Source organism: Desulfovibrio desulfopostgatei (assembly GCF_053570645.1).
In genome coordinates this window covers 2,327,028-2,350,353 of the sequence record NZ_JBRBQS010000002.1, presented here as the reverse complement: position 1 = coordinate 2,350,353, position 23,326 = coordinate 2,327,028, and the positions used below count along the sequence as shown (strand labels likewise).

At 59.9% G+C, this 23,326-nt stretch carries 20 protein-coding genes; 7 read left to right on the top strand and 13 right to left on the bottom strand.

Going from position 1 to position 23,326, the window contains the following annotated elements:
* Window positions 1–188: 188 nt before the first annotated feature.
* The gene (locus ACUZ9Q_RS10420) at window positions 189–500 is read left to right on the top strand and encodes an ArsR/SmtB family transcription factor (protein WP_449247831.1); all 312 of its coding nucleotides are present in this window, start codon (window positions 189–191) and stop codon (window positions 498–500) included.
* Complete coding sequence (locus ACUZ9Q_RS10415; protein WP_449247830.1) at window positions 497–4,414, top strand: MFS transporter; 3,918 nt, start codon at window positions 497–499, stop codon at window positions 4,412–4,414. The genes ACUZ9Q_RS10420 and ACUZ9Q_RS10415 overlap by 4 nt, the downstream gene beginning before the upstream one ends.
* Before the next feature lie 163 nt (window positions 4,415–4,577).
* On the opposite strand, the gene ACUZ9Q_RS10410 is transcribed toward ACUZ9Q_RS10415, so the two are convergent.
* The 3 genes from ACUZ9Q_RS10410 to ACUZ9Q_RS10400 all read right to left on the bottom strand — a co-directional run bounded on the left by ACUZ9Q_RS10410 (window position 4,578) and on the right by ACUZ9Q_RS10400 (window position 7,354).
* Window positions 4,578–5,219, bottom strand: coding sequence for a LysE family transporter (locus ACUZ9Q_RS10410; RefSeq protein WP_192113887.1), 642 nt, complete (start codon window positions 5,217–5,219; stop codon window positions 4,578–4,580).
* Window positions 5,220–6,059: 840 nt separating this feature from the next.
* Window positions 6,060–6,593, bottom strand: coding sequence for a lysozyme inhibitor LprI family protein (locus ACUZ9Q_RS10405; protein WP_192113886.1), 534 nt, complete (start codon window positions 6,591–6,593; stop codon window positions 6,060–6,062).
* Between the two features lie 71 nt (window positions 6,594–6,664).
* Window positions 6,665–7,354, bottom strand: a complete 690-nt coding sequence (locus ACUZ9Q_RS10400) for a LexA family transcriptional regulator (protein ID WP_192113885.1) — start codon at window positions 7,352–7,354, stop codon at window positions 6,665–6,667.
* Window positions 7,355–7,564: 210 nt separating this feature from the next.
* Here ACUZ9Q_RS10400 and ACUZ9Q_RS10395 point away from each other — a divergent pair, with 210 nt between their 5' ends.
* The 5 genes from ACUZ9Q_RS10395 to ACUZ9Q_RS10375 all read left to right on the top strand — a co-directional run bounded on the left by ACUZ9Q_RS10395 (window position 7,565) and on the right by ACUZ9Q_RS10375 (window position 12,695).
* Window positions 7,565–8,011, top strand: a complete 447-nt coding sequence (locus ACUZ9Q_RS10395; RefSeq protein ID WP_192113884.1) for a LexA family protein — start codon at window positions 7,565–7,567, stop codon at window positions 8,009–8,011.
* On the top strand, window positions 7,992–9,320 hold the full coding sequence (locus tag ACUZ9Q_RS10390; RefSeq protein WP_449247829.1) for a Y-family DNA polymerase: 1,329 nt from the start codon (window positions 7,992–7,994) through the stop codon (window positions 9,318–9,320). Before ACUZ9Q_RS10395 ends, ACUZ9Q_RS10390 begins: the two co-directional genes overlap by 20 nt.
* A 457-nt stretch (window positions 9,321–9,777) precedes the next feature.
* Window positions 9,778–10,986 carry a quaternary amine ABC transporter ATP-binding protein gene (locus tag ACUZ9Q_RS10385; RefSeq protein WP_323390275.1) on the top strand — a complete coding sequence of 403 codons (1,209 nt, stop codon included), beginning with the start codon at window positions 9,778–9,780 and terminating at the stop codon, window positions 10,984–10,986.
* Window positions 10,976–11,815, top strand: coding sequence for an ABC transporter permease (locus tag ACUZ9Q_RS10380; RefSeq protein ID WP_022658192.1), 840 nt, complete (start codon window positions 10,976–10,978; stop codon window positions 11,813–11,815). The genes ACUZ9Q_RS10385 and ACUZ9Q_RS10380 overlap by 11 nt, the downstream gene beginning before the upstream one ends.
* Before the next feature lie 13 nt (window positions 11,816–11,828).
* On the top strand, window positions 11,829–12,695 hold the full coding sequence (locus tag ACUZ9Q_RS10375) for a glycine betaine ABC transporter substrate-binding protein (RefSeq protein ID WP_192113880.1): 867 nt from the start codon (window positions 11,829–11,831) through the stop codon (window positions 12,693–12,695).
* A 76-nt stretch (window positions 12,696–12,771) separates the two neighbouring features.
* On the opposite strand, the gene ACUZ9Q_RS10370 is transcribed toward ACUZ9Q_RS10375, so the two are convergent.
* From ACUZ9Q_RS10370 to trmD, 10 genes are all read right to left on the bottom strand, one after another.
* Window positions 12,772–15,459: a ComEC/Rec2 family competence protein gene (locus ACUZ9Q_RS10370; RefSeq protein WP_449247828.1), complete on the bottom strand. Its 2,688-nt coding sequence runs from the start codon at window positions 15,457–15,459 to the stop codon at window positions 12,772–12,774.
* A 293-nt stretch (window positions 15,460–15,752) separates the two neighbouring features.
* Window positions 15,753–16,208, bottom strand: coding sequence for an SsrA-binding protein SmpB (gene smpB, locus ACUZ9Q_RS10365; protein WP_449247827.1), 456 nt, complete (start codon window positions 16,206–16,208; stop codon window positions 15,753–15,755).
* Window positions 16,205–17,977 (bottom strand): phosphoenolpyruvate--protein phosphotransferase, encoded by a 1,773-nt coding sequence (gene ptsP, locus ACUZ9Q_RS10360; protein WP_449247826.1) that lies wholly within the window; start codon window positions 17,975–17,977, stop codon window positions 16,205–16,207. The genes smpB and ptsP overlap by 4 nt, the downstream gene beginning before the upstream one ends.
* Before the next feature lies 1 nt (window position 17,978).
* Entirely contained in the window at window positions 17,979–18,269 is a 291-nt protein-coding gene (locus ACUZ9Q_RS10355; protein ID WP_449247825.1) for an HPr family phosphocarrier protein, read from the bottom strand.
* Between the two features lie 72 nt (window positions 18,270–18,341).
* Window positions 18,342–19,091 (bottom strand): PTS system mannose/fructose/sorbose family transporter subunit IID, encoded by a 750-nt coding sequence (locus ACUZ9Q_RS10350; protein WP_192113876.1) that lies wholly within the window; start codon window positions 19,089–19,091, stop codon window positions 18,342–18,344.
* Window positions 19,092–19,262: 171 nt separating this feature from the next.
* Window positions 19,263–20,114, bottom strand: a complete 852-nt coding sequence (rsmI, locus tag ACUZ9Q_RS10345) for a 16S rRNA (cytidine(1402)-2'-O)-methyltransferase (RefSeq protein WP_297894592.1) — start codon at window positions 20,112–20,114, stop codon at window positions 19,263–19,265.
* Window positions 20,056–20,445 (bottom strand): YraN family protein, encoded by a 390-nt coding sequence (locus ACUZ9Q_RS10340; protein ID WP_192113900.1) that lies wholly within the window; start codon window positions 20,443–20,445, stop codon window positions 20,056–20,058. Before ACUZ9Q_RS10340 ends, rsmI begins: the two co-directional genes overlap by 59 nt.
* A gap of 62 nt (window positions 20,446–20,507) precedes the next feature.
* The gene (locus tag ACUZ9Q_RS10335; protein WP_449247824.1) at window positions 20,508–21,281 is read right to left on the bottom strand and encodes a ribonuclease HII; all 774 of its coding nucleotides are present in this window, start codon (window positions 21,279–21,281) and stop codon (window positions 20,508–20,510) included.
* 287 nt (window positions 21,282–21,568) lie between these two features.
* Window positions 21,569–21,916 (bottom strand): 50S ribosomal protein L19, encoded by a 348-nt coding sequence (rplS, locus tag ACUZ9Q_RS10330; RefSeq protein WP_022658201.1) that lies wholly within the window; start codon window positions 21,914–21,916, stop codon window positions 21,569–21,571.
* A gap of 78 nt (window positions 21,917–21,994) precedes the next feature.
* Complete coding sequence (gene trmD, locus ACUZ9Q_RS10325) at window positions 21,995–23,302, bottom strand: tRNA (guanosine(37)-N1)-methyltransferase TrmD (RefSeq protein ID WP_227118239.1); 1,308 nt, start codon at window positions 23,300–23,302, stop codon at window positions 21,995–21,997.
* Between the last annotated feature and the right edge of the window lie 24 nt (window positions 23,303–23,326).

Sequence of the window (23,326 nt, the reverse complement as noted above, 5' to 3'; positions counted from 1 at the left end):
GGGGGCATTCCACCGTGGGGAATTGCCCCCCTGACCTGTGATGGTAATGTTGTCCCTCCTGTGTTTATTCAAAGTAATTATCTGGTATGATTAGTAAAAATATTTATTTGACATTTTATAACTAAAAAACTAGTTATATAGTTATGAGAACAACGTACCTGAATACCCTCCCCGAACATTGGCAGCCCGTGGCCGCAGTATTCGCAGCCATGGGGGATACCACCCGCCAGCGCATCCTGCTTTTGTTTGAGCCCGGCGAGGAACTTTCCATCAAGGATATTGCCGCAGAATTCGATCTTGGCCGTTCCACCATTGTGCATCACCTTGCAGTGCTGGAAAAAGCCGGGATACTCGCCGTGCGCCGCGAGGGCAGGCAGGCCCTGTATTCTGTATGCCACCATGTTGTGCTGGATTCTCTGGAAAAACTTCGTCTCTTTATTGAAGAAGACCTGCAAGAAGGGGCCGCGCAGCCCCAAGCCGAAAAGGGAACAAACGCATGAGCCAGTCGCCCGAATCACTCCCGGCAGCCAGTGGGAAAAAAATACTGCTGAGCATGGGCACAACCTATGCCATGGGCACATTCAACGACAATTTTTTCAAACAGGCAGCCCTGTTGCTTGCCGCCAGCGCGGGGCTTGAGTCCATTCAGGGCATTGCCTCCGCCATGTTCGCCTTGCCGTTTGTGGCCTGTTCTGCCTGGGCAGGGTGGCTGGCAGACCGCATGCCCAAGAATAAAATGGTCATCTGGTCAAAATTTATGGAACTGGCGGCCATGCTCTATGGCGTGTGGGCGCTTGTGGATATGAACTGGGCGGGCATGGTTGCTGTAGTTTTTTTGATGGGCCTGCAATCCACAATCTTCAGCCCCGCCCTTAACGGAGCCATACCGGAAAACTTTTCTCCGCAGGAAGTGCCACGGGTGAATGCCCTGCTCAAGCTGGCAACCACGGCAACCATTCTGCTGGGTATCGCCGCCGGGGGAGTTGTGCTGGATCTGCCCGAATTTTCTGCATTTGCTGCATTCATCCCGCAGGGGGATCACGGTTTTGGCCGACTGGCCGTGGGGGCGGTGGCTGTGTTTATAGCTGTTATCGGGCTGGCGTCCGCCTTTGGCATTGGCAAAAGCGTTGTTTCTGCCGGGGCAAACGCTCCCTTTCCCCTATTGGGGCCTGTGCATTCCGTGCTCCATGCGCTGGAGTGCCGCGGGCGCGACCCGCACCTGTTTCTCACGCTGGCGGGGGAAGCTTTTTTCTACTGCCTGTCGTCCTTTGCCCTGTTGTGCATCAATAATCTCGGCATCATCCAGCTTGGTTTTTCGCTTACCGTTACGAGCCTGCTTTCCGTGGCGATGATGATTGGCATATGCGTGGGTTCCGTTCTGGCCGGGCGGTACGAAGCCACAAGCTGGCAGCGCATTATGGTTCCGGCTGGCGCAGGGCTTGGCCTTGGCCTCATGCTCTCCGGCCTTGCCCCATTGCTGCCGGAGGCGCTGCAATTTCCCTGGCTTTTCTTGTTGCTGACGTTTTCCGGTATTTGCGGTGGATTGTACCTCATACCACTTGTGAGCTTTATTCAGGTAAAGCCAGCCGCCACGGAGAAAGGAAAAACTCTGGGGATTTCCAACTTTTCGTGCTTCAGCGGTATCCTTCTTTCCGGTTTGATTTTCGCATGGCTGGGCAAGTTGCCCCCGGCATGGCTGCTGGCTGGCAGCGGCCTTGCGGCGCTGGTTTTCATCAGTTGGGCCGCTGTGCGAATTAGCCGCATGTTTTCTTGCGGTAAGCGTTTCAGCCTTTTGGGGCTATGTTTGCGTCTGCTGCTGGGCCTGCGCTACCGCGTGACCGCGACCGGACTGGAAACCATATCCGGCCCCGGCCCAATCCTGTTTATGCCCAACCATCCCGCGCTGATTGACCCCGTCATTGTATATTCGCTGCTGGCGAATCATGCGCCACGCCCTCTGGCCGACGAGCGCCAGATGGAAGGCCCGCTTGGACGGCTGGCGGCTAAGGCCCTGCGCGCCGTGCTTATTCCTGACGCCATGAAGGATGGGGCCAAGGCCCGACAGGGCGTTGAGGCTGGCATGCAGGCCGTGCTGGATGCCTTGCAGGCCGGGGACAACGTATTGCTGTATCCCGCAGGGAGGGTTTATCGCTCAGGCCGGGAGAGCCTTGGCGGCAACTCCGGGGCAGCGCTTATTCTGCAAAAAATGCCCGGCCTGCGCGTGGTGCTGGTGCGCACAACCGGGCTGTGGGGCAGTGCTTTTGGCTACGGAGCCACGGGCAAAGCGCCGCATTTTGGCAGGGTGCTGCTGCGTGGCGCGCTGGTGGTAGTTGCCAACCTGCTGTTCTTTACGCCCCGCCGCCCCGTGACGGTGGAGTTTGTGGAAGCCGGCGATCTGCCCCGCACGGGCGACAAACGTGTGCTCAACCCCTGGCTGGAGCAGTTTTATAATCAGGCGGAGCGCCCGGCGCAGGAAATTCCCCATTTTTTCTGGCAGGGAAGCGCGGCGCGGATTCTGGATGCCGTGCCGCAAAACCGAGCGGCAGAGGCGGCGGATATCTCTGCGGAAGTGCGCGCCGCCGTCTATGCGGCCTTGCGTGAGGCGGCTGATCTGCCGGAAGCTCACCCGCTCTCGGACGACATGACCCTTGGCGGCGATCTGGGGTTGGACAGCCTGGCCCTCATGGATCTGGCCCTCAGCCTTGAAGGTGCGCAGGGTGCAACTATAGCAAATCTGGAGCTTCTGGTTACGGTGCGCGATTGCCTGCTGGCGGCGAGCGGTCAGCTTGGCGAGACCTGTGCGGATTCTCCCGCTCCTGCTGGCTGGTTTGCGCCTGCCGCTGACCAGAAGCTTGCCATACCCGAACACGCCGCAACCATAGCCGATGCCTTTCTGACCCAGGTGCGTTCCGCCCCTGCCCAGCCATTGCTGGCAGACCGCGCAAGCCTGCGCAGCCGGAGGGACATTCTGATGGGCGCACTGATTCTGGCTCGCCGTTTACGGACGCTGCCCGGCGAGCGCCTTGGCATCATGCTGCCCGCCGCGCCCGCAGTGGTCACGGTGTGGCTTGCGGCACTGCTGGCAGGCAAGACGCCTGTGCTGTTCAACTGGACGGTGGGGCAAGCCAACCTCCGTCACTGCATAACTATAACCGGGGTCAGCCATATTCTCAGCGCAACGGCCTTGCAGGATCGCCTGGAACGTCAGGGGCTGGGCCTTGCATCCCTGCCTGTGCAGTGGGTGCTGCTGGACAAGCTGGCGGCATCGCTGACCATCTGGGAAAAACTCTGCGGCGCGCTCAAAGCCCGTCTGCTGCGTAATCTGAAAGAATACGCGGTGCCGGAAACAGCGGCGGTGCTCTTTACATCCGGCTCGGAATCCCTGCCCAAGGCCGTGCCCCTGAGCCACGCCAATCTGCTCGCCAATGCCCGCGATATTGTGGAGGTGCTGCACCTTGAGCCGGACGATAGCGTGCTTGCCATGCTGCCGCCTTTCCATTCCTTCGGCCTTATGGTGAATATTGTGTTGCCCCTGTCGTTGGGCATCCGCGCCGCCTCTCATCCCAACCCCACTGAACCCGGCCCGCTGGCGGCCTTGGTGCGCGATTACAGGCTTACGCTCATGGCCGCGCCGCCCACATTTCTTGGGGCAGTGCTGGAGCGGGCCGCAGGGACGGAAAATCTTGCAAGTTTGCGCTGCGCTTTTGTGGGGGCGGAAAAATGTCAGGATCATGTCTACCGCGCTTTTGCAGCGCAATGTCCGCACGCGGCGCTTTGCGAGGGCTATGGCGTTACGGAATGCTCCCCGGTGGTTTCAGTCAACAGACCGGGCGACATTGTGTGCGGAACCATAGGCCACGCCATGCCCTCGGTAACACTGGCCCTTGTGCGCGAAGAGGACGGCAATATCTGCGGGCGCGTGGAGGCGGGGCAGACCGGTATGCTTCTGGTGCGCGGCCCCAGCATCTTTGGCGGCTATCTGAGTGATGCGCCCTCGCCCTTTGTGGAGTTTGAAGGCCATACATGGTACCGCACCGGCGACCTTGTGCGATTGGATGAAACTGGCCGCCTGACCTTTCAGGGACGGCTCAAGCGCTTTGTGAAGATTGGCGGAGAAATGATTTCTCTGCCGCAGATCGAATCCGTGCTGCTCGAAATATTCGGCAAGCGGGGAGATGCGCCGGAGCAAGGCCCAGCGCTGGCTGTGGAAGCCACAGCGGAAGAAAGCGGCTCGGCAATTATGCTCTTCACCCCGATGGCGCTCTCCCTGCCGGAAGTGAATGCCGCCCTGCGTGGGGCGGGGCTTTCATCCCTGTATGCGATAAAGCGCATTGTGAATGTGGAGGCGATTCCCCTGCTGGGCAGCGGAAAAACGGACTACAGAGCGTTGAAAGGGAGTGTTGATGCGGTTTAGCTTGCGTGTCTAGGATGCTGTTATGCAAAGGGCCGCAGGAATAATATATGTTCCTGCGGCCCTTTTGTGATCTTTTTGATCGGCACTGCAGTGGGGATGTGCAGCTTGCTTACATTTGCACCTTGTCCGTTATGAGGGGGAACGCTCCGAGAGTGGCTGCATTTCAAGGTTGCTGCATTACAGCGTAAAGCAGAGAGCCGAGCGCATAAAAACCGAAACCCATGAGGATCACCCCGGACATTCTTGATACGCAAAGGGAAAATCCTTCGGGCAAGCGCCGCTGGGCCAGAGCAACCCCGCCGCTCAACAAGAACCACCACAATAACGACCCCAGAAATACTCCGGCAACAACGGCAAGAGCATTGGTTGCCCCCGGCGTATCGGTCAAGCCGAGGCCAGCGAACAGTGCCGCAAAGGAGAAGATGGTCACCGGGTTGGTGAGCGTAAGAAGAAATGTAGCGGCGATAGTTCCGGAGAGTCCCCTGAATTCATTGGTGCGGGCAGGTGTTGATGCCCGCCGGGGATTTGGCCGCAGGCTGCTACAGCCAAGCCACAGCATGAACAGACCGCCTGCAAGCTTGAGCCACGGGGCAAGCGTCGTCAGTGTTGCCGTTAAAGCTGAAAAGCCGATCGCCGCAAGGCTCGCGTAGATGGCATCGGCCAGGGCCGTTCCCATCCCTCCGGCTACCCCAGCCCAAAAGCCGCGCTCAAGCGTGCGGTTTATGCACAATACGCCGATGGGCCCGAGCGGAGCTGCCACCGCCAGGCCGAGAAGCATGCTTTTACAGAATAACAGGAGTTCCATCAGGCGTTCTTTTTGCGGTGTTGACAGTATGCTGTTGATGATCGGGCATATTCATTGCTGGGACCTTGCTCTACGGGGTTAGCCAATCGTCCGTGCCGTGGTCCCTGTGGTAGCCACCGGAATATCTGGCCCACGTGCAGCCATAAATTTTACCGTTTCTGTCCGTGTACAGATTGAAAACAGTCATGCGCTTGATTGTAAAAGAGTCCATCCTGCTTGGTGCAGCAGGGGAATCGTAGTAATATGCCCAGGTTTTGTCACCATCGTCATTGTATTTTTTGTATATTGATCTTTGGAATGAAGAGAACTCATCAATATGCTTGCCCAGATAGTCCCCATCTGAACACATTCGTTCCTCGGCTCTGGCGATATATTTCCACGTTTCAACTCGCCGCATTTCTTTTGGAATCCACATGTTGAGGGCTTTCCCGGTATTGACATCTATGACAGGCTTGCTGGGAGGTGGTCAGTCGAAATAGCAGCCAGGTCTGGAAGGCACCCGGCAAGAATGACTATGATGGATGCGCAGCATTTCAGATCCCCGCCATAGTTTGCATCGCGGGAGTATACTGGCAACTGATGATAGACGCAACGGTTTGTAATTACTGGATTGTTAGTCTGTTTTTGTAGCCAGTGAGAAGTAAAATATGCTAACTTGCTAAAACTAATAGTATAAATTATTGAGTTATTTCGGTATATAAGAGTGACAGAATGTTGTTTGCACATAGAGCGCCGCTGCTTCGCCTGTTGCACGAGAGGCGGGCACAAAAAAGCGCACCCCCAAGGATGCGCCTTTGCATGTCATTGATTTGCACCAGCCGTGATGCCGGATTTTGTTCGCTACTGTTCGGCGCTTTCCTGCAAGACGTCAACCCAGCGCGTCATGCGGGCAGTTTGTTCCAGATACCACAGCGATGCCATAAGCGGCGAAAGGGTACCGCCGTTGGGGTCAAACATGGCAAGGGAACCGCTCTTGCGCAGGGTGTCCCACGCGCTCAGAGCGTCATTAAAAGCCTTGGCGCGTTCCGGGTTCAGGGTGGCGGCAACGCGCGCGCGTTGCGCGTTCAGGCGGGTTTCAAGCCGTTCCTGTTCCGCACTCATGCAGTCCTGCATGCCGGTTGTCACCCCAGCAGCTTCGTCCATGCAGGCCTGATAGGTCTGGCTGAACAGATTCTCCGCCGGGAGGGCGGAGTCTTGCTGATCAGGGCTGTCGGCGGCAGCGGCGGCGCTGGCATCCTGCTGCGCCGGGGGCGCAGCTTGTGGCGCGGCCTCTGCGGCAAGGGCGGGGTGGGCAACAAGCAGCACGGCGCAGAGCGCACTGAATGCGGCAAGATTGGCAAAGAACGTTGCAAAGGATCGACGAGCAGACGACATCCCAGACTCCTTGGCGAAAAAACCTTATATGTTGAAAGTGTACGCGCGCCGGGTGCCGTGCGCAAGCATTCTTACCTGTATTCCCTTCCAGACCACAGCACGCGACCAATAACCCTGAACTGGTCGGCGCAGTCGCCGCGCAGGTCAAGGCTCACAGGTGGATAGGCCGGGTTGACGCTGTTCAGAACAATTTTGCCGGGGAGTTTATCAATGCGTTTTATATAGATGGCGTCTTCAAAGCCAACGGCATAAAGCCGCCCAGGGCTGATTTCCGTCTGCCCCCGATCCAGCAGCACCAGATCGTTATCAAAAATTTCCGGCACCATGCTGTCGCCAGAAACACGCATGAGCACCATACGCCGGGGGTTGCCCTTGCGGCGTAAAAAATCGCCTCTGAAGGCATAGCTGCCCTGGCTGTGACTGTTGACCTCAAGACTGCCCGTTCCGGCAGAGAGCCGCGCTTCTGCCAGCGGCACACTGATAAGATCAGTTTCACAATCCGCCTGAATGCTGGGCAGTTCGCCATCCGCCGCCTCCGGCAGCCGCATGGGCCCGCTGCCAAAAAAAAGCCAGTGGGCGTTTACGCCTGTCTGGGCGGCGCAGGTCTGAATCCACGCAGGCGGCACTTCGCCGCGTTTGCGCGCTCCACACACGGATTGTGGGGTGATGCCCAGCGATCTTGCCAGTTCCGCATCGCTGACCACGCTGAGGGCCTGCATAAGCCTTTGCAATGTTTCTTTGAACTCTGATTTTTCAGGCATTGCGTTCCTCGCTTCCGCGCGAATGGGTGATTGCCGCACACGCTTTCGGCGGGGTTGTTTCAACTTTTCATTCAGGGTATCAATCTCAGGCGTTGCTTGCAAGGAGAAAATAAGCTAAAAACTGATGGTCGCGTGGTTTTGCCCCACATTTTTGCAGATTTTGCCATCCGCATCCGTCGGGCTGCGGTGAACCGATCCACAGGAGGCGGTATGGCTTTCATTTCGTCTTCACTGGAACTGCTGGCTCCGGCAGCGGCCGTTTCTGACCACAGGGCGGGGCTGCCCCTGTATCTTGCGCCTGTGGAGGCGGGTTTTCCTTCTCCGGCGGAGGATTACCTCGACTGCAAGCTGGATCTGCACAGGCACATGGTGCGCAACGAGGCTGCCACCTTCTTTTTGCGCGCTCATGGAGAATCCATGCTGGGCGCGGGTATCCATGACGGAGACCTGCTGGTGGTTGACCGCTCGGTAGAGGCAGGGCACCGCAAGGTGGTTATCGCCGCACTGGAAGGGGAACTGACCGTCAAGCGCCTGCTGCGCCGCGATGGACGCGTCTTGCTCGCCCCAGAGAATCCCCGGTTTGACCCCATCGACATTACAGAAAGCGAATTTGTGCATATATGGGGCGTTGTTACCTATGTCGTCCACAAGCTCTGATTCGCCAGCGTCTTTGTGGGCGCTTGTGGACTGCAACAATTTTTACGCCTCGTGCGAAAAACTGTTCCGGCCCGATCTTGCCGATCGCCCTGTGGTTGTGCTCTCCAACAACGATGGCTGCATCGTGTCGCGCTCGGCTGAGGCCAAGGCTCTGGGCATCCCCATGGGCGCGCCGGAATTCAAGCTCCGTTCCCAGTTGCGCGCGCTGAACGTAGCGGTATTTTCCTCTAATTATGCTCTGTACGGCGATATTTCCGCACGGGTAATCAGCATCCTTGAGCAGTGCTGCTCTCTGGTGGAGCCGTATTCCATTGATGAATCCTTTTTGCGGCTTGAGGCCCCCCAGCGGGCCAATCTGCCCGAATTCTGCCGCGATGTGCGGCAACGCATTCAGCGCTGGACGGGAATCACAGTTTCCGTTGGGGTTGGAGCAACGCGCACCCTTGCCAAGATTGCCACACATGTGGCCAAAAAGCATCCGTCCTACGGGGGCGTGTTTTCCCTTGTACGGCAAGAGCGCGACATCGACCGCGTGCTTGCCGGTACGCCCGTTGAGAATGTTTGGGGCGTTGGGCGGCGGCAGGCGCGGCGCTTGTGGGCCGAGGGCATCTGCACGGCCCTGCATATGAAAAACGCTGACGACATCATGCTGCGCCGTCTGCTCACCGTGACGGGCTGGCGCACGGCTCTGGAATTGCGCGGTGTTCCCTGCCTTGGCAACGAGACCGCTCCTGTGGCGCGCAAAACACTCATGTCCACGCGTTCGTTTGCGCAGCGCATCCACGACAAGGCCATGCTGGCGCAGGCGCTCTCAACCTTTGCCGTGCGCGCGGCCACGCGGCTGCGGCGCGAGGGCCTTGTGGCCAGCGGGCTGGGCGTTCATATCCGCACGGCGCGCCCCGGCCAGGCGGCAGCGGAAGAGCGGCTTTACGACCAGACAGCCCAGTGCCCCCTGCCCCTGCCCACGGCTGACAGCCAGATGTTCATCCGCACGGCGCTGGAGGGGCTGGAGCGCATATTTTTGCCCGGCTTTGCCTATGCCAAGGCAGGGGTGATGCTCTACGGCCTTGAACGGGCCGATGCCGTGCAGGGCAGCCTGCTGGCCCTTGCGGCCGGGATTGAATCCGGCGGCGATGGGCGGCGGCAGAGCCTCATGCGATCGCTGGACAGCATCAATAACCGTTTTGGCCGGGATACGGTTATCTTTGGCGCGCAGGGCATGGGCGAGGCTCCCTGGCATATGCGGCAGGAACACCGCTCCCCCCGGCTCACAACCTGCTGGAATGAACTCCCGCTTGCCCGCTGTTGAAAACGCCTTCCCCTTCCTTCTTCAATTTCCCGCCCCTTGAGTGCATATGCTCGTCATGGTGGAAGTGTCATTTGCGCTTTGCCTGTCTTGCATAAATTTATGATGCAACACATTATTTATGTTGTATTACACAGCAGCAAATTGCCATATTTGCACAAAATTTTAGTTTATAGTATGGTGTCATTATCGGTACAAAAATTACAAACATCATGGGCACGTGGCATGGTATGCTGTGTGTAGAATTGTGATTTTTTCTGTTGTGGTTGTTTAACGATTTTGTGTTAACATTATGGAAGTTCGGTAGTAACCGAGGAGGCGTTCAAGAGCTGGTGCTGTCTGCGCTGATGACTCCAGCCCGTTCGTTTTGACGGCCATATTGGGGCCGTGCTTCCATATACTCGTCCCTCCTCAGGGGCTACACCCGCAGCGGTTTTCTGCTGCGGCAGAAGGAGAGTATATGGCGAAGATTTCCGTCAAGAATCTGTTCAAGGTCTTTGGGCCAAATCCGGAGCATGCCCTTCAACTGGCATCCAAGGGGCGTTCCCGCGAAGATATTTTGCGGCAGACCCGCTCCACTGTGGCACTGCGTGATGTTTCCCTCAATATAGCTGAGCGTGAGCTGCTCGTGGTCATGGGGCTTTCCGGCAGCGGCAAGTCCACACTGCTGCGCTGTCTCAACGGACTCATCATGCCTACGGCTGGTTCCGTGCTGGTAGATGATCGGGACATCATGCAGATGAAACCGCGCGAGCTGCGTCGCGTGCGGCAACGCTGCTTTGGCATGGTTTTTCAGAATTTTGCCCTTTTTCCGCACCGCACCGTGCTGCAAAACGCGGCCTTTGGCCTGGAGGCCATGGGGGTTGGCGAGGCCCTTCGCCTGAAAAAAAGCGGCGAAATGCTCGAGCGCGTTGGCCTCTCCCAGTGGGCTAACGCCTATCCCCGGCAGCTTTCCGGCGGCATGAAGCAACGTGTGGGCCTTGCCCGCGCCCTGGCAATGGAGCCGGAAGTGCTGCTGATGGACGAGGCTTTCAGCGCGCTTGATCCGCTTATCCGGCAGGAAATGCAGGAAGAACTCCTGACCCTCCAGCAGGATATCCGCAAAACCATCATCTTTATTACCCATGATCTGAACGAGGCCTTCCGGCTTGGCGACCGCATTGTGCTGCTGCAGGACGGCGCGGTGGTGCAGACCGGCACGCCGGAGCAGATACTGCAATCGCCAGCCAACAGTCACGTGGCCCGCTTTGTGGCCTCCGCCGACGTGACCCATGTGCTCACGGCTGGCGGCATCATGAAACGGTCAGAAGACTGGGCCGTACTGGGCCTTGACGGGCCGCATTCCGTTTTGCGCAAAATGGCCGCGCATTCCATAAGCTCGCTGTTTGTCATTGATGCGCAGCGGCGCTTTGCGGGCATTCTGTATGCCGCCGACGCCGAGCGCATGGTGGCCCAAGGCAAGACGGACATTGCCGCCATCACCCAGCGCGACATAACAACAGTCGCGCCCTCGACCCCCATTGCAGAAGTGATGCCCATCATGGCTGAGCTTCCTTATCCGCTGGCCGTTGTTGACGAGCGGCAGAGGCTCCAGGGCGTCATCGTGCGCGGCCTGCTGCTGGCGGCAATGGTGGAAGGCATGGAAGCGGGAGGTCAAAATGCTGCCTAGAATTCCCCTGGCCCAGAGCATTGACGCCTCCGTAGACTTTCTGGTGGAAACCTGCTCGGATTTTACCCGCGCTGGTTCTGCGGCAATGGGCACGCTGCTGGACGGGTTTGAAAATCTGCTCATGTTGCCCCAACCCTGGCTTTTCATCATCCTGCTGGGCCTTGTGTGCTGGTGGGCCACGCGCAGTATCAAGTTGCCCGCCTTTTCCATGCTGGGCTTTGCCCTGCTGTGGAACCTTGGCTTGTGGGAACCGACCATGAGCACGCTTGCCCTGGTGCTTTCCGCAACCTTGCTTTCCGTGCTGCTGGGGGTTCCCTGCGGCATCTTGGCGGCGGTGTCGGGCTGGGGCAGGCAGATCATCATGCCCGTGCTGGATGTTATGCAGACCATGCCCGCATTTGTGTATCTTATCCCCGCCATCCCCTTTTTCGGCATCGGCAAGGTAAGCGCCGTTGTGGCAACGGTGGTCTTTTCCGTGCCGCCAGCCATTCGCCTCACCTGCCTGGGCATCCGGCAGATTCCCGCAGACCTTGTGGAGTGCGCCGAGGCTTTTGGCCTCACGCGTGTGCAGCGCCTGCGCAAGCTTGAGCTGCCCCTCGCCATGCCCACCATTGTGGCGGGCGTAAACCAGACAATCATGCTGGCGCTTTCCATGGCGGTCATCGCTGCCATGATCGGTGCGCGCGGCCTTGGCGGTGAAGTCTGGAAAGCAATTCAGAGATTGCAGATAGGAAATGGCTTTGAAGCCGGACTTGGAATTGTTATCGTGGCAATCACACTTGATCGCCTCTTTCGTGCGTTGGCGCAAAAATGCGCCGGACAAAACTAGACGGGAGGACGCAATGACACGCAGACTTTTTATAATGGTTCTTGCCATCATGGTTTTGTGGGTGTGGCCTGCTCAGGCCGCTGCCGGCAGCAAACAGAACAAAACCCTTAAAATTGTCTATGTCGAATGGGATTGCGCCACTGCCTCCAGCAATCTTGCCAAGGCCGTGCTGGAAGACAAGCTCGGCTACAAGGTGGAATTGCTGCCCGTTACCCAGCCAATATTGTGGACGAGTATTGCCACCGGCGATGCCGATGCCATGGTGACTGCCTGGCTGCCTGACACCCACGCCGCCATGTACGGCAAGGTGAAAAATCAGGTGGAAATGCTGGGCAAGCTTGTGGGCGGCGCGCGTCTGGGGCTGGCCGTACCGGATTATGTGCCGCTCAAGTCCATTGATGAACTGGACGCCAATGCGGACAAGTTCAAGGGGCGCATTGTGGGCATTGATCCGGGTTCCGGCCTGATGCAGCTCACGGAAAAAGCCATTAAAGACTATGATATAAAGCAGTTGCAGCTTGTGGAGGGCAGCGGAACCATCATGACCTCCAGCCTGGCTGAGGCCATCCGCAAGCAGGAATGGATTGTGGTGACGGCATGGTCGCCCCACTGGATGTTTGGCCGCTGGCAGATGCATTATCTGGATGATCCGCTGGGCAGCCTGGGCAAGGAAGAAGGCATTTTCAAGGTTGGCCGCAAAGAGCTGAAAAAGGATCACCCCGATGCCTGGGCCTTTTTGACCAACTTCCGGTACGAAGATCCAAGCCAGCTCCAGAGGCTCATGAACTGGAATCAGGAAAAGGGCGCAGATCCTCTGGAAAACGCCCGCCGCTTCATGAAGGAAAATCCCCAGATGGTAGAAGCCTGGCTTAAAAAATAATCAATGCCTGCAAGAGGCCTTGTTGTTCCTCCTGATGCACCCCGGTTGCCCGCAAAGGCCGCCGGGGTGTATGCGTTCAGGGCCGCGCGGAATGAACGGCTGGCGGGCCAAGACTGTCGCCGCGCGCGGGCCAGATAATCCGCACAGCGCCGTCGCGCCCTGTAAAGTACAGCGGCACCTTGGCGGCATCGCACCATGCGCGTAGTGGTTGTGAAGGGTAGCCATAGCGGTTTTCAAATCCGCACGAGGCGGCCACAATACCGGGGTGCACCGCCTCATAAAATTCCGGCAGAAATCCTGTGGCAGAGCCATGGTGCGGCGCAACAACAACCTCGGCGCGCAGGTCATCGCCATTATCAATCAGACGGCGCAGCACCGGGCGTTCCGCATCGCCCAGAAAAAGGGCCAGACCACGGCCATGCTGAGTCAGCCGGGCCACTACCGAGGCATCGTTGCCTTGCCATGCGTCCCACTCGTTCAGTGGCGGGTGCAGAACTTCCAGGCGCAGACCCAGAGACGGTTTGCCCAGTATCAGAACATCGCCACGGACAAGGGCGCGGCTGTTGTGGGCCGTGCGCGCCGCGCGCCACTGTTCGCCCCAACTGCCCTTGCCTTCGCGCCCATTGTCCAGCAGGTGATCCACACGAAAAACGCGCAGTATGTGCAGCAAGCCGCCCATGTGGTCCAGGTCGGGGTGGGTGTTGAGTATGGCGGCCAGGTGCGGCGCGTCATTATAGGTCAGGGCCGGGGCCACCAGCGCCTGCCCCGGATCAAAACGCGGCGAGGCGCTGCCTCCGCCGTCCAGCAGCAGGCGCACATGCCCCGGCAGACGCAGCAGCAGGGCCTGACTCTGCCCCACATCCAGCACATCAAGACGGATATGGTCTGACAGGCGCTCTGCGGTGCGCAGGGCCGGGCCAACGCATAACAGCAGCGCCCCGGCCAGCAGCAGACGTCGCGCCGCGCGGGGCAGGTCTGCGCGCCCCGCCTTCAGCGCCAGCGCCCCAAGCAAGGCCGCAAAAGCTGGCAGGGCTGTCCAGTGCGGGCGCAGCAGGGCCGGGGGCTGCAACAGGTTTGCGCCAGCCAGCCACGCAAGGCAGTCTGTAAGCCATTGGCAGGGCAGAGCCGCCATGTCCAGCACTGCCCGCGCCGCAAGGTCAAGACCAAGAGCGGACAGGAACAGGCCGAGCACAGAGGCGGGCAACACCAGCATGTCGGCCACGGGCAGCCAGAGCACATTGAGCCAGAACCAGTGCCCCATATTGTTGAACAGCAGCATGTTCAGAGGCAGCAGGGCAATCTGGATGCCCAGGGAAACCAGAAATATCCGCGTTAATACCCACGTTCCCCGGCGGATCTTTTGATTCACATGTCTGCCAAGGCCGTTGCCCTGCCGTATTTGCGCAGCCGCATCCGGCTCCGGGGCCAGCACCCGCAGCCAGGGCAGGCTCATGCCGATGACCGCCACGCACAGCACGGAAAGTTGCAGGCCTGTGTCCAGCATGCTCAGCGGGGAGACCACGCTGATGCAGAGCAAGGCGGCGCAGAGCACATCAAGCGTTGTGTGGGGCCGCCCGCGCAAAAAATAGACGGCAAGAAGCAGCAGCATGACGGCAGCCCGCAGCAATGACGCCGGGGCATCGCCCAGCCACAGGTAGGCCAGTGCTGGCGGCAGTGTTGCCAGCAGCGCCCAGACGGCGCGGGGGCGGCGCAGGTATATGCCGGGGCGAACCCGCGCGGCGGCAAGTACGCAGAGCAGGCCCACAAGGCCCGCCACTGTAAGGTGCTGGCCGGAAAGGGCGAGACTGTGCACAAGCGTGGCCGAGGCAAAATTGTTCAGTGTCTGCTGGTTCAGGTATTGCCTGTCGCCAAAGAGCAGAGCCAGCAGGATGGCCTTGCCCTGTGAAAGCTTGTACGGCGTGGGTTTGTTATGGGCTGGTGGAGGGGAAGCGTCAGCCGCTATGGTTTCGTCTGCTCCTCCCGTATGGGACTGTGCCGCCGCCTGGGCCGGAAACAGCGCGTGCACAAAATCCTGCCGCAATGATTCGCGCCAGCGGGCGGAGAGGGTTGGCTGGCCGGAAATGTGCGGCTCTCCCTGATTGCCCAGAGTCCACATGCGCCAGCGCACACCCTGAGCCGCCAGCCACAGGCCCCAGTCGGTCTGGCCTTCGTTGGCAAAGCCCTGCGCGGGCATGGGGCGTCGCGTCAGGCAGACTGTCTGGCCGGGGAGCGGAGGAGAAAGGGCAATGGCGGCTGTGGGCGCTTCCCATGTCCAGGCCAGTTTGCCGGGCAGAGGGCGAACAGTTGAATTTGCGGCGCCTGGCGGTATTGCGGCAGCATCAGAGGCAGAGGGCAAGCCGTCCCTGCCGTCCGTATCGGCGGGGCGCACATCGCTCAGCAGCAGGCGCAGGCGGTTGTCGGGCAGGCCCTGCATATCGCGCACAATGCCGCACACTCGCGGCGGCTGGGCAGATTCGTGCAGCCATTGGGGCGGCTGGCCCGTTTGCCTTGCCTGCTCTTCTGTTGTGAGCAGGGTTTGCCACGGGCAGCCATAGAGCTGCCAGTATCCTGTCAGAAATCCCGCCAAAAGGCACAAGGAGGCCAGAGCCGTGCGCGCGGCGCGCCACAGGCGGGCATCCACAAAAAGCAGCAGCAAGGCGCAGCAAAGCGAGGGCAGGGGCCAGGGGGCCGCGGTAATGCCCGCTATCCAGAAGCCCAGATATGTCTGCCAGAGCAGGGGGGCTTGCAATGGAGGGTGCCGCATGAAGAGCCTTGGGAGAGATGTGAGGTGTCGCGCCCTTGCAGCAAGAGCACCTGCTCACGCAATCGCAGTTTATCTGCGCTGTTAAACGCCGAAGCGGGAGTCTTGCAAACTTTGAAAATGCACATTTTCGAAGGAAATTTGCATCTAGGGGTTGTTTCTAAATAAAATATTTTGCGCCGAGGACAAGGAAAACAGTATTTTTTACGACAGGAGTGGACTTTTTCTGTCCATGACTGGAGTAAAAATGCTGGATGACGCAGTGATCGGCCAAAAGAATTATTTAGAAACAGGCCCTAGGACAACTCCCGGGCCATATCCCGTTCCTCCGCCCTGCGTTTGAGTGTTTCGCGGTGGTCGTGCAGTTTTTTGCCCTTGCCGAGGGCAATTTCTATCTTGATCTTGCCCCTCTTGAAGTAGAGGCGCACGGGCACAACCGTCAGGCCCTGCTGGGCCACCAGCCCCGCGAATTTGGAAATTTCCCGCTCGTGCAGCAGCAGTTTGCGCGCGCGGTCCGGCTCCTGCGACACATAGCCCGCGTTGGCGTAGGGCGCGATGTGCAGCGAAACAAGCCAGGCTTCTCCCTGGCGAAAGTCTACATAGCTATCAATAAAGTTGACCTTGCCCGCGCGGATGCTTTTGACTTCCGGGCCGGTCAGTACAATGCCCGCCTCGGTGAACTCGGAAAGTTCATAGAGGTGGCGGGCCTTTTTGTTCAGGGCCACAGTGGATGGGGGTGTTTTCTGGCTCATGGGTGACTGTATGTGAAAAGGCTTGTGGTGTGAAATGCCAGTTCCTGTCCCAGTGACTGTTGCAACGCTTCGCGCACCATGCGCTTGGAAGCGGCCACATCGGTGCTGAGCAGCACGCTGTTGGCCAGATCCATGCAGGTCTGGGCGTTGAACTGGCGTATAAGGTGCTTCATGCCCGGTACAAATCGGGGGGCGGCGGACACAGTGTCCACGCCCATGCCCAGCAGCAGGGCCAGGCCAAAGGGGTCAGAAGCAAGCTCGCCGCAGACGGAAACACCTATGCCCTCGCGGTGGGCGGCGTCAATGATGTGCTTGAGCGAGCGCACGATAGCCGGATGCAGCGGCTCGTTGAGGTAGGCCACATGGCGGTTGTTGCGGTCAATGCCCATTATGTAGTGGATAAGGTCATTGGTGCCGATGCTGAAAAAGTCGCATTCCCGCGCAAGGGCATCGCAAATAAGGGCCGCAGCCGGGGTTTCAACCATGACGCCCAGGGGCAGCAAGGGGGCATGGGGCAGGTTTTGCGCCGCAAGCTCCTGATGCAGCTCCTGCATGATGCGCCGTACCTGCTGCACTTCATCCAGGCAGGAAATCATGGGCAGCATGATGGCCACATTGCCCATGGCCCCGGCGCGCATGAGCGCCCGCAACTGCGTGCGAAAAATGCCTTGATGGCGCAGGCAAAAACGTATGCCGCGCAACCCCAGCGCGGGGTTTGGCTCCTTGAGCACTGCCTGCGCGTGGAGCATCTTGTCTGCCCCCACGTCAAGCGTGCGGAATACCACGCGATCCGGCGCAGCTCGCTGGGCCACTGACGCGTATTCTGCCAGCAGGTCTTCTTCTGACGGCAGGCGGTCGGTAAAATAGGCGAATTCGGTGCGGTACAGGCCCACGCCGTCGGCCCCGCACTGGGCAAGAGCAGACAGCTCGTTGGTGCCTTCAAGATTGGCCTGCACTTCCACGCGCACGCCATCGCACATCTCGGCGGGCCAGCGGGCAGATTTGAGCGTGAGGTCTTCCCACGCCGTATATTCCTCGCGCCGGGCCGCAAAGCGGGCCTCGTCAGCCTCATCGGGGCTCAGCAGCACGCTGCCGCCGAGGCCGTCAACTACCAGCGTCTCGTTTTCGCGGGCAATGTCCATAAGCCCGGTAACGCCCGCAAGGCAGGGAATGTGCAGCCCGCGCGACAAAATGGCCGTGTGGGAGGTGGGGCCGCCTTCTGCGGTCAGAATGCCCAGCACCCGGTCGAGGTTGAGTTCCATGACATCAGCAGGGGAGAGGTCCTCCGCCACCAGCACGCCGGGGGTTTCATCCTCTCCCTTGTGGGCCGGGTCTGCCGCCAGATGCTCGCGCAGGCGCAGACCCACGGCGCGGATATCCTGGGCGCGGTCGCGCAGGTAGGCGTCGTCCATGCTTCTGAACAGCGCGCACAGTTCATCCACCGTGAGCTTGAGGGCCCACGAGGCGCACACAAGGTTGCTTTCTATGCGGGCCAGCGCGGCCTTGAGCAGCTTGGGGTCGCGCGCCATTTCCATCTGGGCGGCGATGACGTCGCGGTATTCCGAAAGGTCTTCCGGCACATTTTCCATGGTGGCGGCCAGTGAGGCGCGCACGCCTTCAGCGGCGGCGCGCAGGGTCTCCTGCTCCGCAGCTACTTCGGCGGCAGTGATGCGACGTTCGTCATCCTGCCGTGTCTTGTGCATGAAGCGCACCCTGCCTATGGCTATGCCAGGCGAAACAGGTGTGCCGAAAAGTACCGCGCGGGCCATGTCAGTCCTGTAACTTGGTTAAAAATTGGGCCAGACCACAAAGGGCCTCGCGGGCATCGTCACCCTGAGCCACCAGGGTCAGTTCTGCATTGGCGGGCGGCGCAAGGGAAAGGATGTCGAGCATACTTTTGGCGTCTACTTCGCCTGTGTCGCTGACAAGCAGTATATCTGAGGCATAGCGCTGCGCCTCTTGCGCCAGACGGGCCGCCGGTCGGGCGTGCAGGCCGTTGCGCAGGCCAATGCATACCCGTAGCGCCAGCCCGCGCGGCGTTTGTTCTATGGCTTCTTCCATCATCTTACCTTATGAGCGTGTTATCGGCCAAGGGGGGACAAAGCGTGTCCACTACCGAAAAACACGTATATTCTACATGCCTATGAAGCCCAAGTCCACGAGAATAAGGGCTCCTGTTGTCACAACCCAAAGCAGCAGCCGTGGCAGGCGCATTCGCCCTACGAGCCATGCGGCGGCAAGCACCGCTGCGGCGCCCATGGCATAGGCAGTCCAGGGAAAGGGCTTCATGGTGCTGATGGGCAGATGCCAGATGACCAGGGCAGCCAGCGCCGCATTGACCATCTTGAGCCTGTCCACCCAGTTGATGAGGTTGAGCTTGCGCAGGCGGGCGAGCGTGGTCAGCCCGTACCGCAGGCCGGAAACAAAACAGATGGCCCTGAACAGCAGCAGGGAGCCGAACAGAATCACCGCCAGCAGCATGGCCATGTTGGTAAAGCCAGCCAACAGCAGGCTGATGCTGAGCAGCGACCACAGGGGCAGCAATGTGCCGCTGAAAAATGAGTCGCCCAGGGCGGAAAGGGTTGTGGCCAGTGTTTCGCGCACGGAATTCAGCACGCCCTCCGGCAGCGCCCCCTTGGCGATGGCCTGTTCGAGCGAGAGCAGGATGCCCACGAAAAGGGGAATCATGAAGGGATGGGTGTTGCTGTGTCCCGCGTAACGGCTCATGGCGCGGGCAAAGGCCTGCGGCTCGGGATACAGCTCTCGCAGGGCAGGTTCCAGCACGTAGGCCAAACCTATCTGCTGCATCCCCCGGGCGGTCATGGCTGCATTGATGCAGCTTGTGCGCGCGAGGCAGGCAAGTACAACGCGTGTGGGATACATGGCAACCCCGTGGCATGCCGGTTTGGCCGTTGCAGCGAGGGCGCGTTCAAAAGGAAAGCGCCGCCTTATGATCACTCAGCCACGATCTGCTGCCGCAAGCTGGTTCCGCAGCATGCGCAACTGCTGGCCTGACGCAAGCAGGAGGCAAAAGAGCCCTGGAGTGAACAGCCCCTAAGCTTCCGGCTCTGCTGGCTCTGTACCCGTCAGCAGGGCGTAAATTTCCTTGCCCGACCAGCCGCGCACGGCATCTTGCACCCTGCGGGCAATCTGACGGGGCTTGCCGCCCTGAGCAAGTTCCTCTTGCGCCAGCAGCAGCACATCTTCCCTTGGGGTGCGCTCTGCCTGCTCCGGAGGGCCGACAACCACGGTGATTTCGCCCAGCAGTTCATCGGGCAGCAGCTCGCTGTCTTCCAGACGACCTACTATAAATTCCTCGTGTTCCTTGGTCAATTCCCGGCACACGGCCACCTCGCGGGGGCCAAGAATGCGGGCGGCCTGGGCAAGGCTCTCCTTGAGGCGATCCTTGCGCTCAAAAAAAATGAGTGCGCCCGGCACATGGGCAAAGGCGGCAAAAAGGGCATCGCGCCCTGCGGCATCGCGCGGCAAAAAACCCAGAAAACTGTGCGGCAGCGGGGGAATACCAGCGGCGGAAAGGGCCGTCACAGGAGCCGAAGGCCCCGGCAGGGGGGATACGGCAAGGCCCTCCTTGCGGCAGGCCCGCACCAGCCGGTAGCCGGGATCCGCCAGCAGCGGCGTTCCGGCATCGGAGACAAGGGCAACTGTCTGGCCTTCACGCAGCATGCGCAATACGCCCTCTTGACGTTCGGCCTCGTTGTGATCGTAAAAACTCAGCAGCCGACGGGCTTCAATGCCGCAGTCGCGCAACAGGCGGGCAGTGCGGCGGGTATCCTCTGCTAGCACAAGATCGGCGCTCGCCAGCACTTCGCGCGCTCGCGGCGAAAGATCACCAGGGTTGCCAAGTGGCGTTGCCACTATCCACAGACGGTTCGCATTCAAAGGCATGGCGGCAGTGCTCCAGGTGCAGGGTATCGCCCTCGCGCACAATGCAGACCACATCAAACCGGCAGGGGCTGCTCCATGCATCGTGGGCCGCAAGCCACGCCCTGGCCGCCCGGCACAGGGTACGCTGCTTGGCAGGGGTCAGTGCGGCGGCGGGGCCGCCGTAGGTTGAACCGCTGCGGGTTTTTACTTCGACAAAAACAACGGTGTCGCCATCGCGGCAGACAATATCGAGTTCAAGCCTGCCGCTGCGCCAGTTACAGTCCAGCAGTTCCATGCCGTTGCGTTGCAGCAGCTTGCGGGCGGCTTCCTCGCCTTTGCGCCCAAGGTTCAGATGGGCCGGGGCGGCGGCTTGTTCATCCTTGCCGCCAAAAAGTGTTTGCAGCCAGCGCGGCGTCACAACAGGCTGCCCTGCTGCGGGCTGGGCTTTTCAGGCAAAACGCCGCGAAAGGTCAAGCGGTGCTGGGGGCAGGGGCCAAGGCGGCGCAAGGCTTCGTAATGATCCTCTGTGCCGTAGCCTTTGTGCGCTTCAAACCCATAACCGGGCCAGCGTTTTCCCAGCCGGGTCATGAGCTTGTCCCTGTAAGTTTTGGCAAGGATGGACGCGGCGGAAATGGCAGGTTCGCTGGCGTCGCCGCCAATAATGCAGCACTGCGAGGGCAGGGGGGCTGCGTGCCCCTTGCGCCAGTGGAAGGCAAAAACCTCGCCGGGCACGGTTTTGTTGCCGTCAATGAGCAGATGCGCTGGCGCGCACCGCAGGCAGCGCACGGCCCTGCTCATGGCTTCAAAGGTAGCCTGCAAAATATTGATGGCGTCAATGCGGGCGGGCCACACCACGCCCAGCCCCCAGGCTACTGCGCACTGACGTATGCGCGGGGCGAGCATTTCGCGGGTTTTGGCGCTGCATGCCTTGGAATCGTTGAGGCCCGGCAGGTCGTAGCACTCCGGCAATATGACCGCAGCGGCTACTACCGGCCCGGCCAGACAACCGCGACCGGCCTCGTCTATGCCAGCGGTAAAAATTTGCGGGACAGTCTGGCTGTTTGCCTGCAAAAGGGAAGAATCATCCTGAGGCAGCGGGGCGCTCGAGGTGCTCACCAGTTGGACAAGGCTCGCCTGTGCCTGCTGGTTGCGCGGCTTTGCCGGGCGGCTCGTTGCTTTTCTGCCCATGATTTCTCCGCTGCGCAGCAATGGCCGCGATCCCATGGTCAATGCGTGATGGTCAGCGCGTCGGTTTAAAGCCGTTTACGAATGAAATGAGTTAACTGCTCTGCAAGGATTTTTCTGAAAATCCTTGCCATGAAATGCGAGCAGGCAGGCTTTGTCTACCGTACGCGAGCATTTCAAGTGCTAGTGTTCTAAAGACGCGCGAACAGCGCGCCAGGGATTTTGCAGTTGCCTGCATGCCCTGGCGCGCCGTAAAAACGCTCGCTGCGATTCTGATGCCTAAAAAAGGATCAGAAGCGGCCACGCGGCTTGATGCGCGCGGCTTTGCCCTTGAGGGCACGCAGGTAGTACAGGCGGCTGCGGCGCACGCGGCCCTGCGTGATCAGCTCAACGCGGTCGATGAAGGGCGAGTTGAGCGGGAAAATACGTTCCACGCCCACGCCGTCGGAAACCTTGCGCACCGTAAAGGTGGCGCTGGTGGTGCCGCGCTTGATGCGGATAACGTTACCCTGGAAGACCTGGATACGTTCTTTTTCGCCTTCCACAATGCGCAGGTGCACTTTCACCGTGTCGCCGGAGCGAAACGCGGGAAGATCCATGCGCTGGTTTTCCAGTTCAATTTTCCTGATGATGTCCATCGTGAACTCCTTGCAAATCCGGGCGGATTGTTGCGTCGTTGCAAAGCGGCGCCGATGCGCTCAGGCCGCCGTGTTGCGTCAGTAGTAGTCGCCTAATATCCTGTCGGCCAGAATGGCGGCCGCGCTGCGCACCGAAAGATGGTTGTAGCCCAAAAAACGCACCGGCCTCAGAGTGCCTTCGCACTGTTCGAGCACCTCCGGCGCAAGCCCTTGCGCCGTGCCCAGGCAGAGCATAACCGGCCCCTGGTCGCACCAGCGCCGCACGTCACGCGGAGTCATGGGCATGCGTCCCGGTTGGGATGCCTTGCCCTTGGCAGGCCAGACGGCAGAACTAGCCACCAGTCTGGGTCGCGTTCCATGCTGCGCGGTCATATGCGCCACCGCTTCTTCAAGCGAAGTCGCGGGTTGCACCAGGCCGAGGGCCTGAGCGCGGTCGGCGTTTCCTGTACCGCCCGGCCCCCGCGTCCAGTGACGCAAAATTTCTTCCAGCACCCGCAACTGGTCGCGAAGAGGGGTCACCGGATAAAAGGAACCCATCGCATAGCTGCGGGAAATTCGGGCTATATCGTGTATGTCCAGATTTGTCAAAGAGGAAGCGCCGATTTTTTTTGGCCCAAGGGAAACCGGGTAGTGAACAAGGCAGAACGAAAGGTTGCGTCCGGGCCTGTCACGCGGGGTTTCAGCCAGCGTTTGCACGTCTTCGCGGTAGAGCGGCGCTTCATTCAACATTTCCGGGCGCATGCGCAAGGTGGCGCGCACGGATTCCTGCCTGCGCCACTGGGCAATGCGGGCATGGTCGCCGCTTTGCAGCACCTCGGGAACAGACAGGCCTTCCAGGGATTCTGGCCGCGTGTAGTGCGGATATTCCAGTAATCCGTGAGAAAAACTTTCATCGTCGCCGGATTCTTCCTTGCCCATAAAGCCGGGCATGAGTCGGGCCACGGCCTCCAGCACGGAAAGAGCCGCGCTTTCGCCGCCGTTGAGTACAATATCACCCACGCTCACAGGTTCAAGCGGAAAAAGCTGCAACAGCCGTGCGTCAATGCCTTCGTACCTGCCGCAAACAATGGTCAGGTCTTCCTCGTGGGCAAGGTCGCGCACCATGTCCTGCGTCAGCGGGCGGCCGCCGGGGGCCATGAACAGCATCCGGCCTGGTCGCTCAATGGAGCGCAGGGCACGGGCCAGAGGCTCGCCCTGCATGACCATGCCGGGGCCGCCGCCGTAGGGGCGGTCGTCCACGTGGCGGTGCTTGTCGGTGCTGAACTGCCGGGGATCATGAAAGCTGCATTCCACAATGCCAGCCTCCCGCGCACGGCCCATGAGGGCGGTGGACAGGGGCGACTCGAAAAATTCGGGAAAAAGCGTGACAAGGTGAAAACGCGGCATGGGCGGAGAGTGCCGTAAAAACGT

What these genes read in the sequence shown, in the direction of transcription:
- rplS (WP_022658201.1), bottom strand. Translation starts at nt 21,916, where the DNA reads ATGGACATCATCAGGAAAATTGAACTGGAAAACCAGCGCATGGATCTT.
- ACUZ9Q_RS10385 (WP_323390275.1), top strand. Translation starts at nt 9,778, where the DNA reads ATGGCGAAGATTTCCGTCAAGAATCTGTTCAAGGTCTTTGGGCCAAAT.
- ACUZ9Q_RS10355 (WP_449247825.1), bottom strand. Translation starts at nt 18,269, where the DNA reads ATGGAAGAAGCCATAGAACAAACGCCGCGCGGGCTGGCGCTACGGGTA.
- trmD (WP_227118239.1), bottom strand. Translation starts at nt 23,302, where the DNA reads ATGCCGCGTTTTCACCTTGTCACGCTTTTTCCCGAATTTTTCGAGTCG.
- ACUZ9Q_RS10370 (WP_449247828.1), bottom strand. Translation starts at nt 15,459, where the DNA reads ATGCGGCACCCTCCATTGCAAGCCCCCCTGCTCTGGCAGACATATCTG.
- ACUZ9Q_RS10405 (WP_192113886.1), bottom strand. Translation starts at nt 6,593, where the DNA reads ATGTCGTCTGCTCGTCGATCCTTTGCAACGTTCTTTGCCAATCTTGCC.
- ACUZ9Q_RS10400 (WP_192113885.1), bottom strand. Translation starts at nt 7,354, where the DNA reads ATGCCTGAAAAATCAGAGTTCAAAGAAACATTGCAAAGGCTTATGCAG.
- ACUZ9Q_RS10395 (WP_192113884.1), top strand. Translation starts at nt 7,565, where the DNA reads ATGGCTTTCATTTCGTCTTCACTGGAACTGCTGGCTCCGGCAGCGGCC.
- smpB (WP_449247827.1), bottom strand. Translation starts at nt 16,208, where the DNA reads ATGAGCCAGAAAACACCCCCATCCACTGTGGCCCTGAACAAAAAGGCC.
- ACUZ9Q_RS10415 (WP_449247830.1), top strand. Translation starts at nt 497, where the DNA reads ATGAGCCAGTCGCCCGAATCACTCCCGGCAGCCAGTGGGAAAAAAATA.
- ACUZ9Q_RS10380 (WP_022658192.1), top strand. Translation starts at nt 10,976, where the DNA reads ATGCTGCCTAGAATTCCCCTGGCCCAGAGCATTGACGCCTCCGTAGAC.
- ACUZ9Q_RS10390 (WP_449247829.1), top strand. Translation starts at nt 7,992, where the DNA reads ATGTCGTCCACAAGCTCTGATTCGCCAGCGTCTTTGTGGGCGCTTGTG.
- rsmI (WP_297894592.1), bottom strand. Translation starts at nt 20,114, where the DNA reads ATGCCTTTGAATGCGAACCGTCTGTGGATAGTGGCAACGCCACTTGGC.
- ACUZ9Q_RS10410 (WP_192113887.1), bottom strand. Translation starts at nt 5,219, where the DNA reads ATGGAACTCCTGTTATTCTGTAAAAGCATGCTTCTCGGCCTGGCGGTG.
- ACUZ9Q_RS10375 (WP_192113880.1), top strand. Translation starts at nt 11,829, where the DNA reads ATGACACGCAGACTTTTTATAATGGTTCTTGCCATCATGGTTTTGTGG.
- ACUZ9Q_RS10335 (WP_449247824.1), bottom strand. Translation starts at nt 21,281, where the DNA reads ATGGGCAGAAAAGCAACGAGCCGCCCGGCAAAGCCGCGCAACCAGCAG.
- ptsP (WP_449247826.1), bottom strand. Translation starts at nt 17,977, where the DNA reads ATGGCCCGCGCGGTACTTTTCGGCACACCTGTTTCGCCTGGCATAGCC.
- ACUZ9Q_RS10350 (WP_192113876.1), bottom strand. Translation starts at nt 19,091, where the DNA reads ATGTATCCCACACGCGTTGTACTTGCCTGCCTCGCGCGCACAAGCTGC.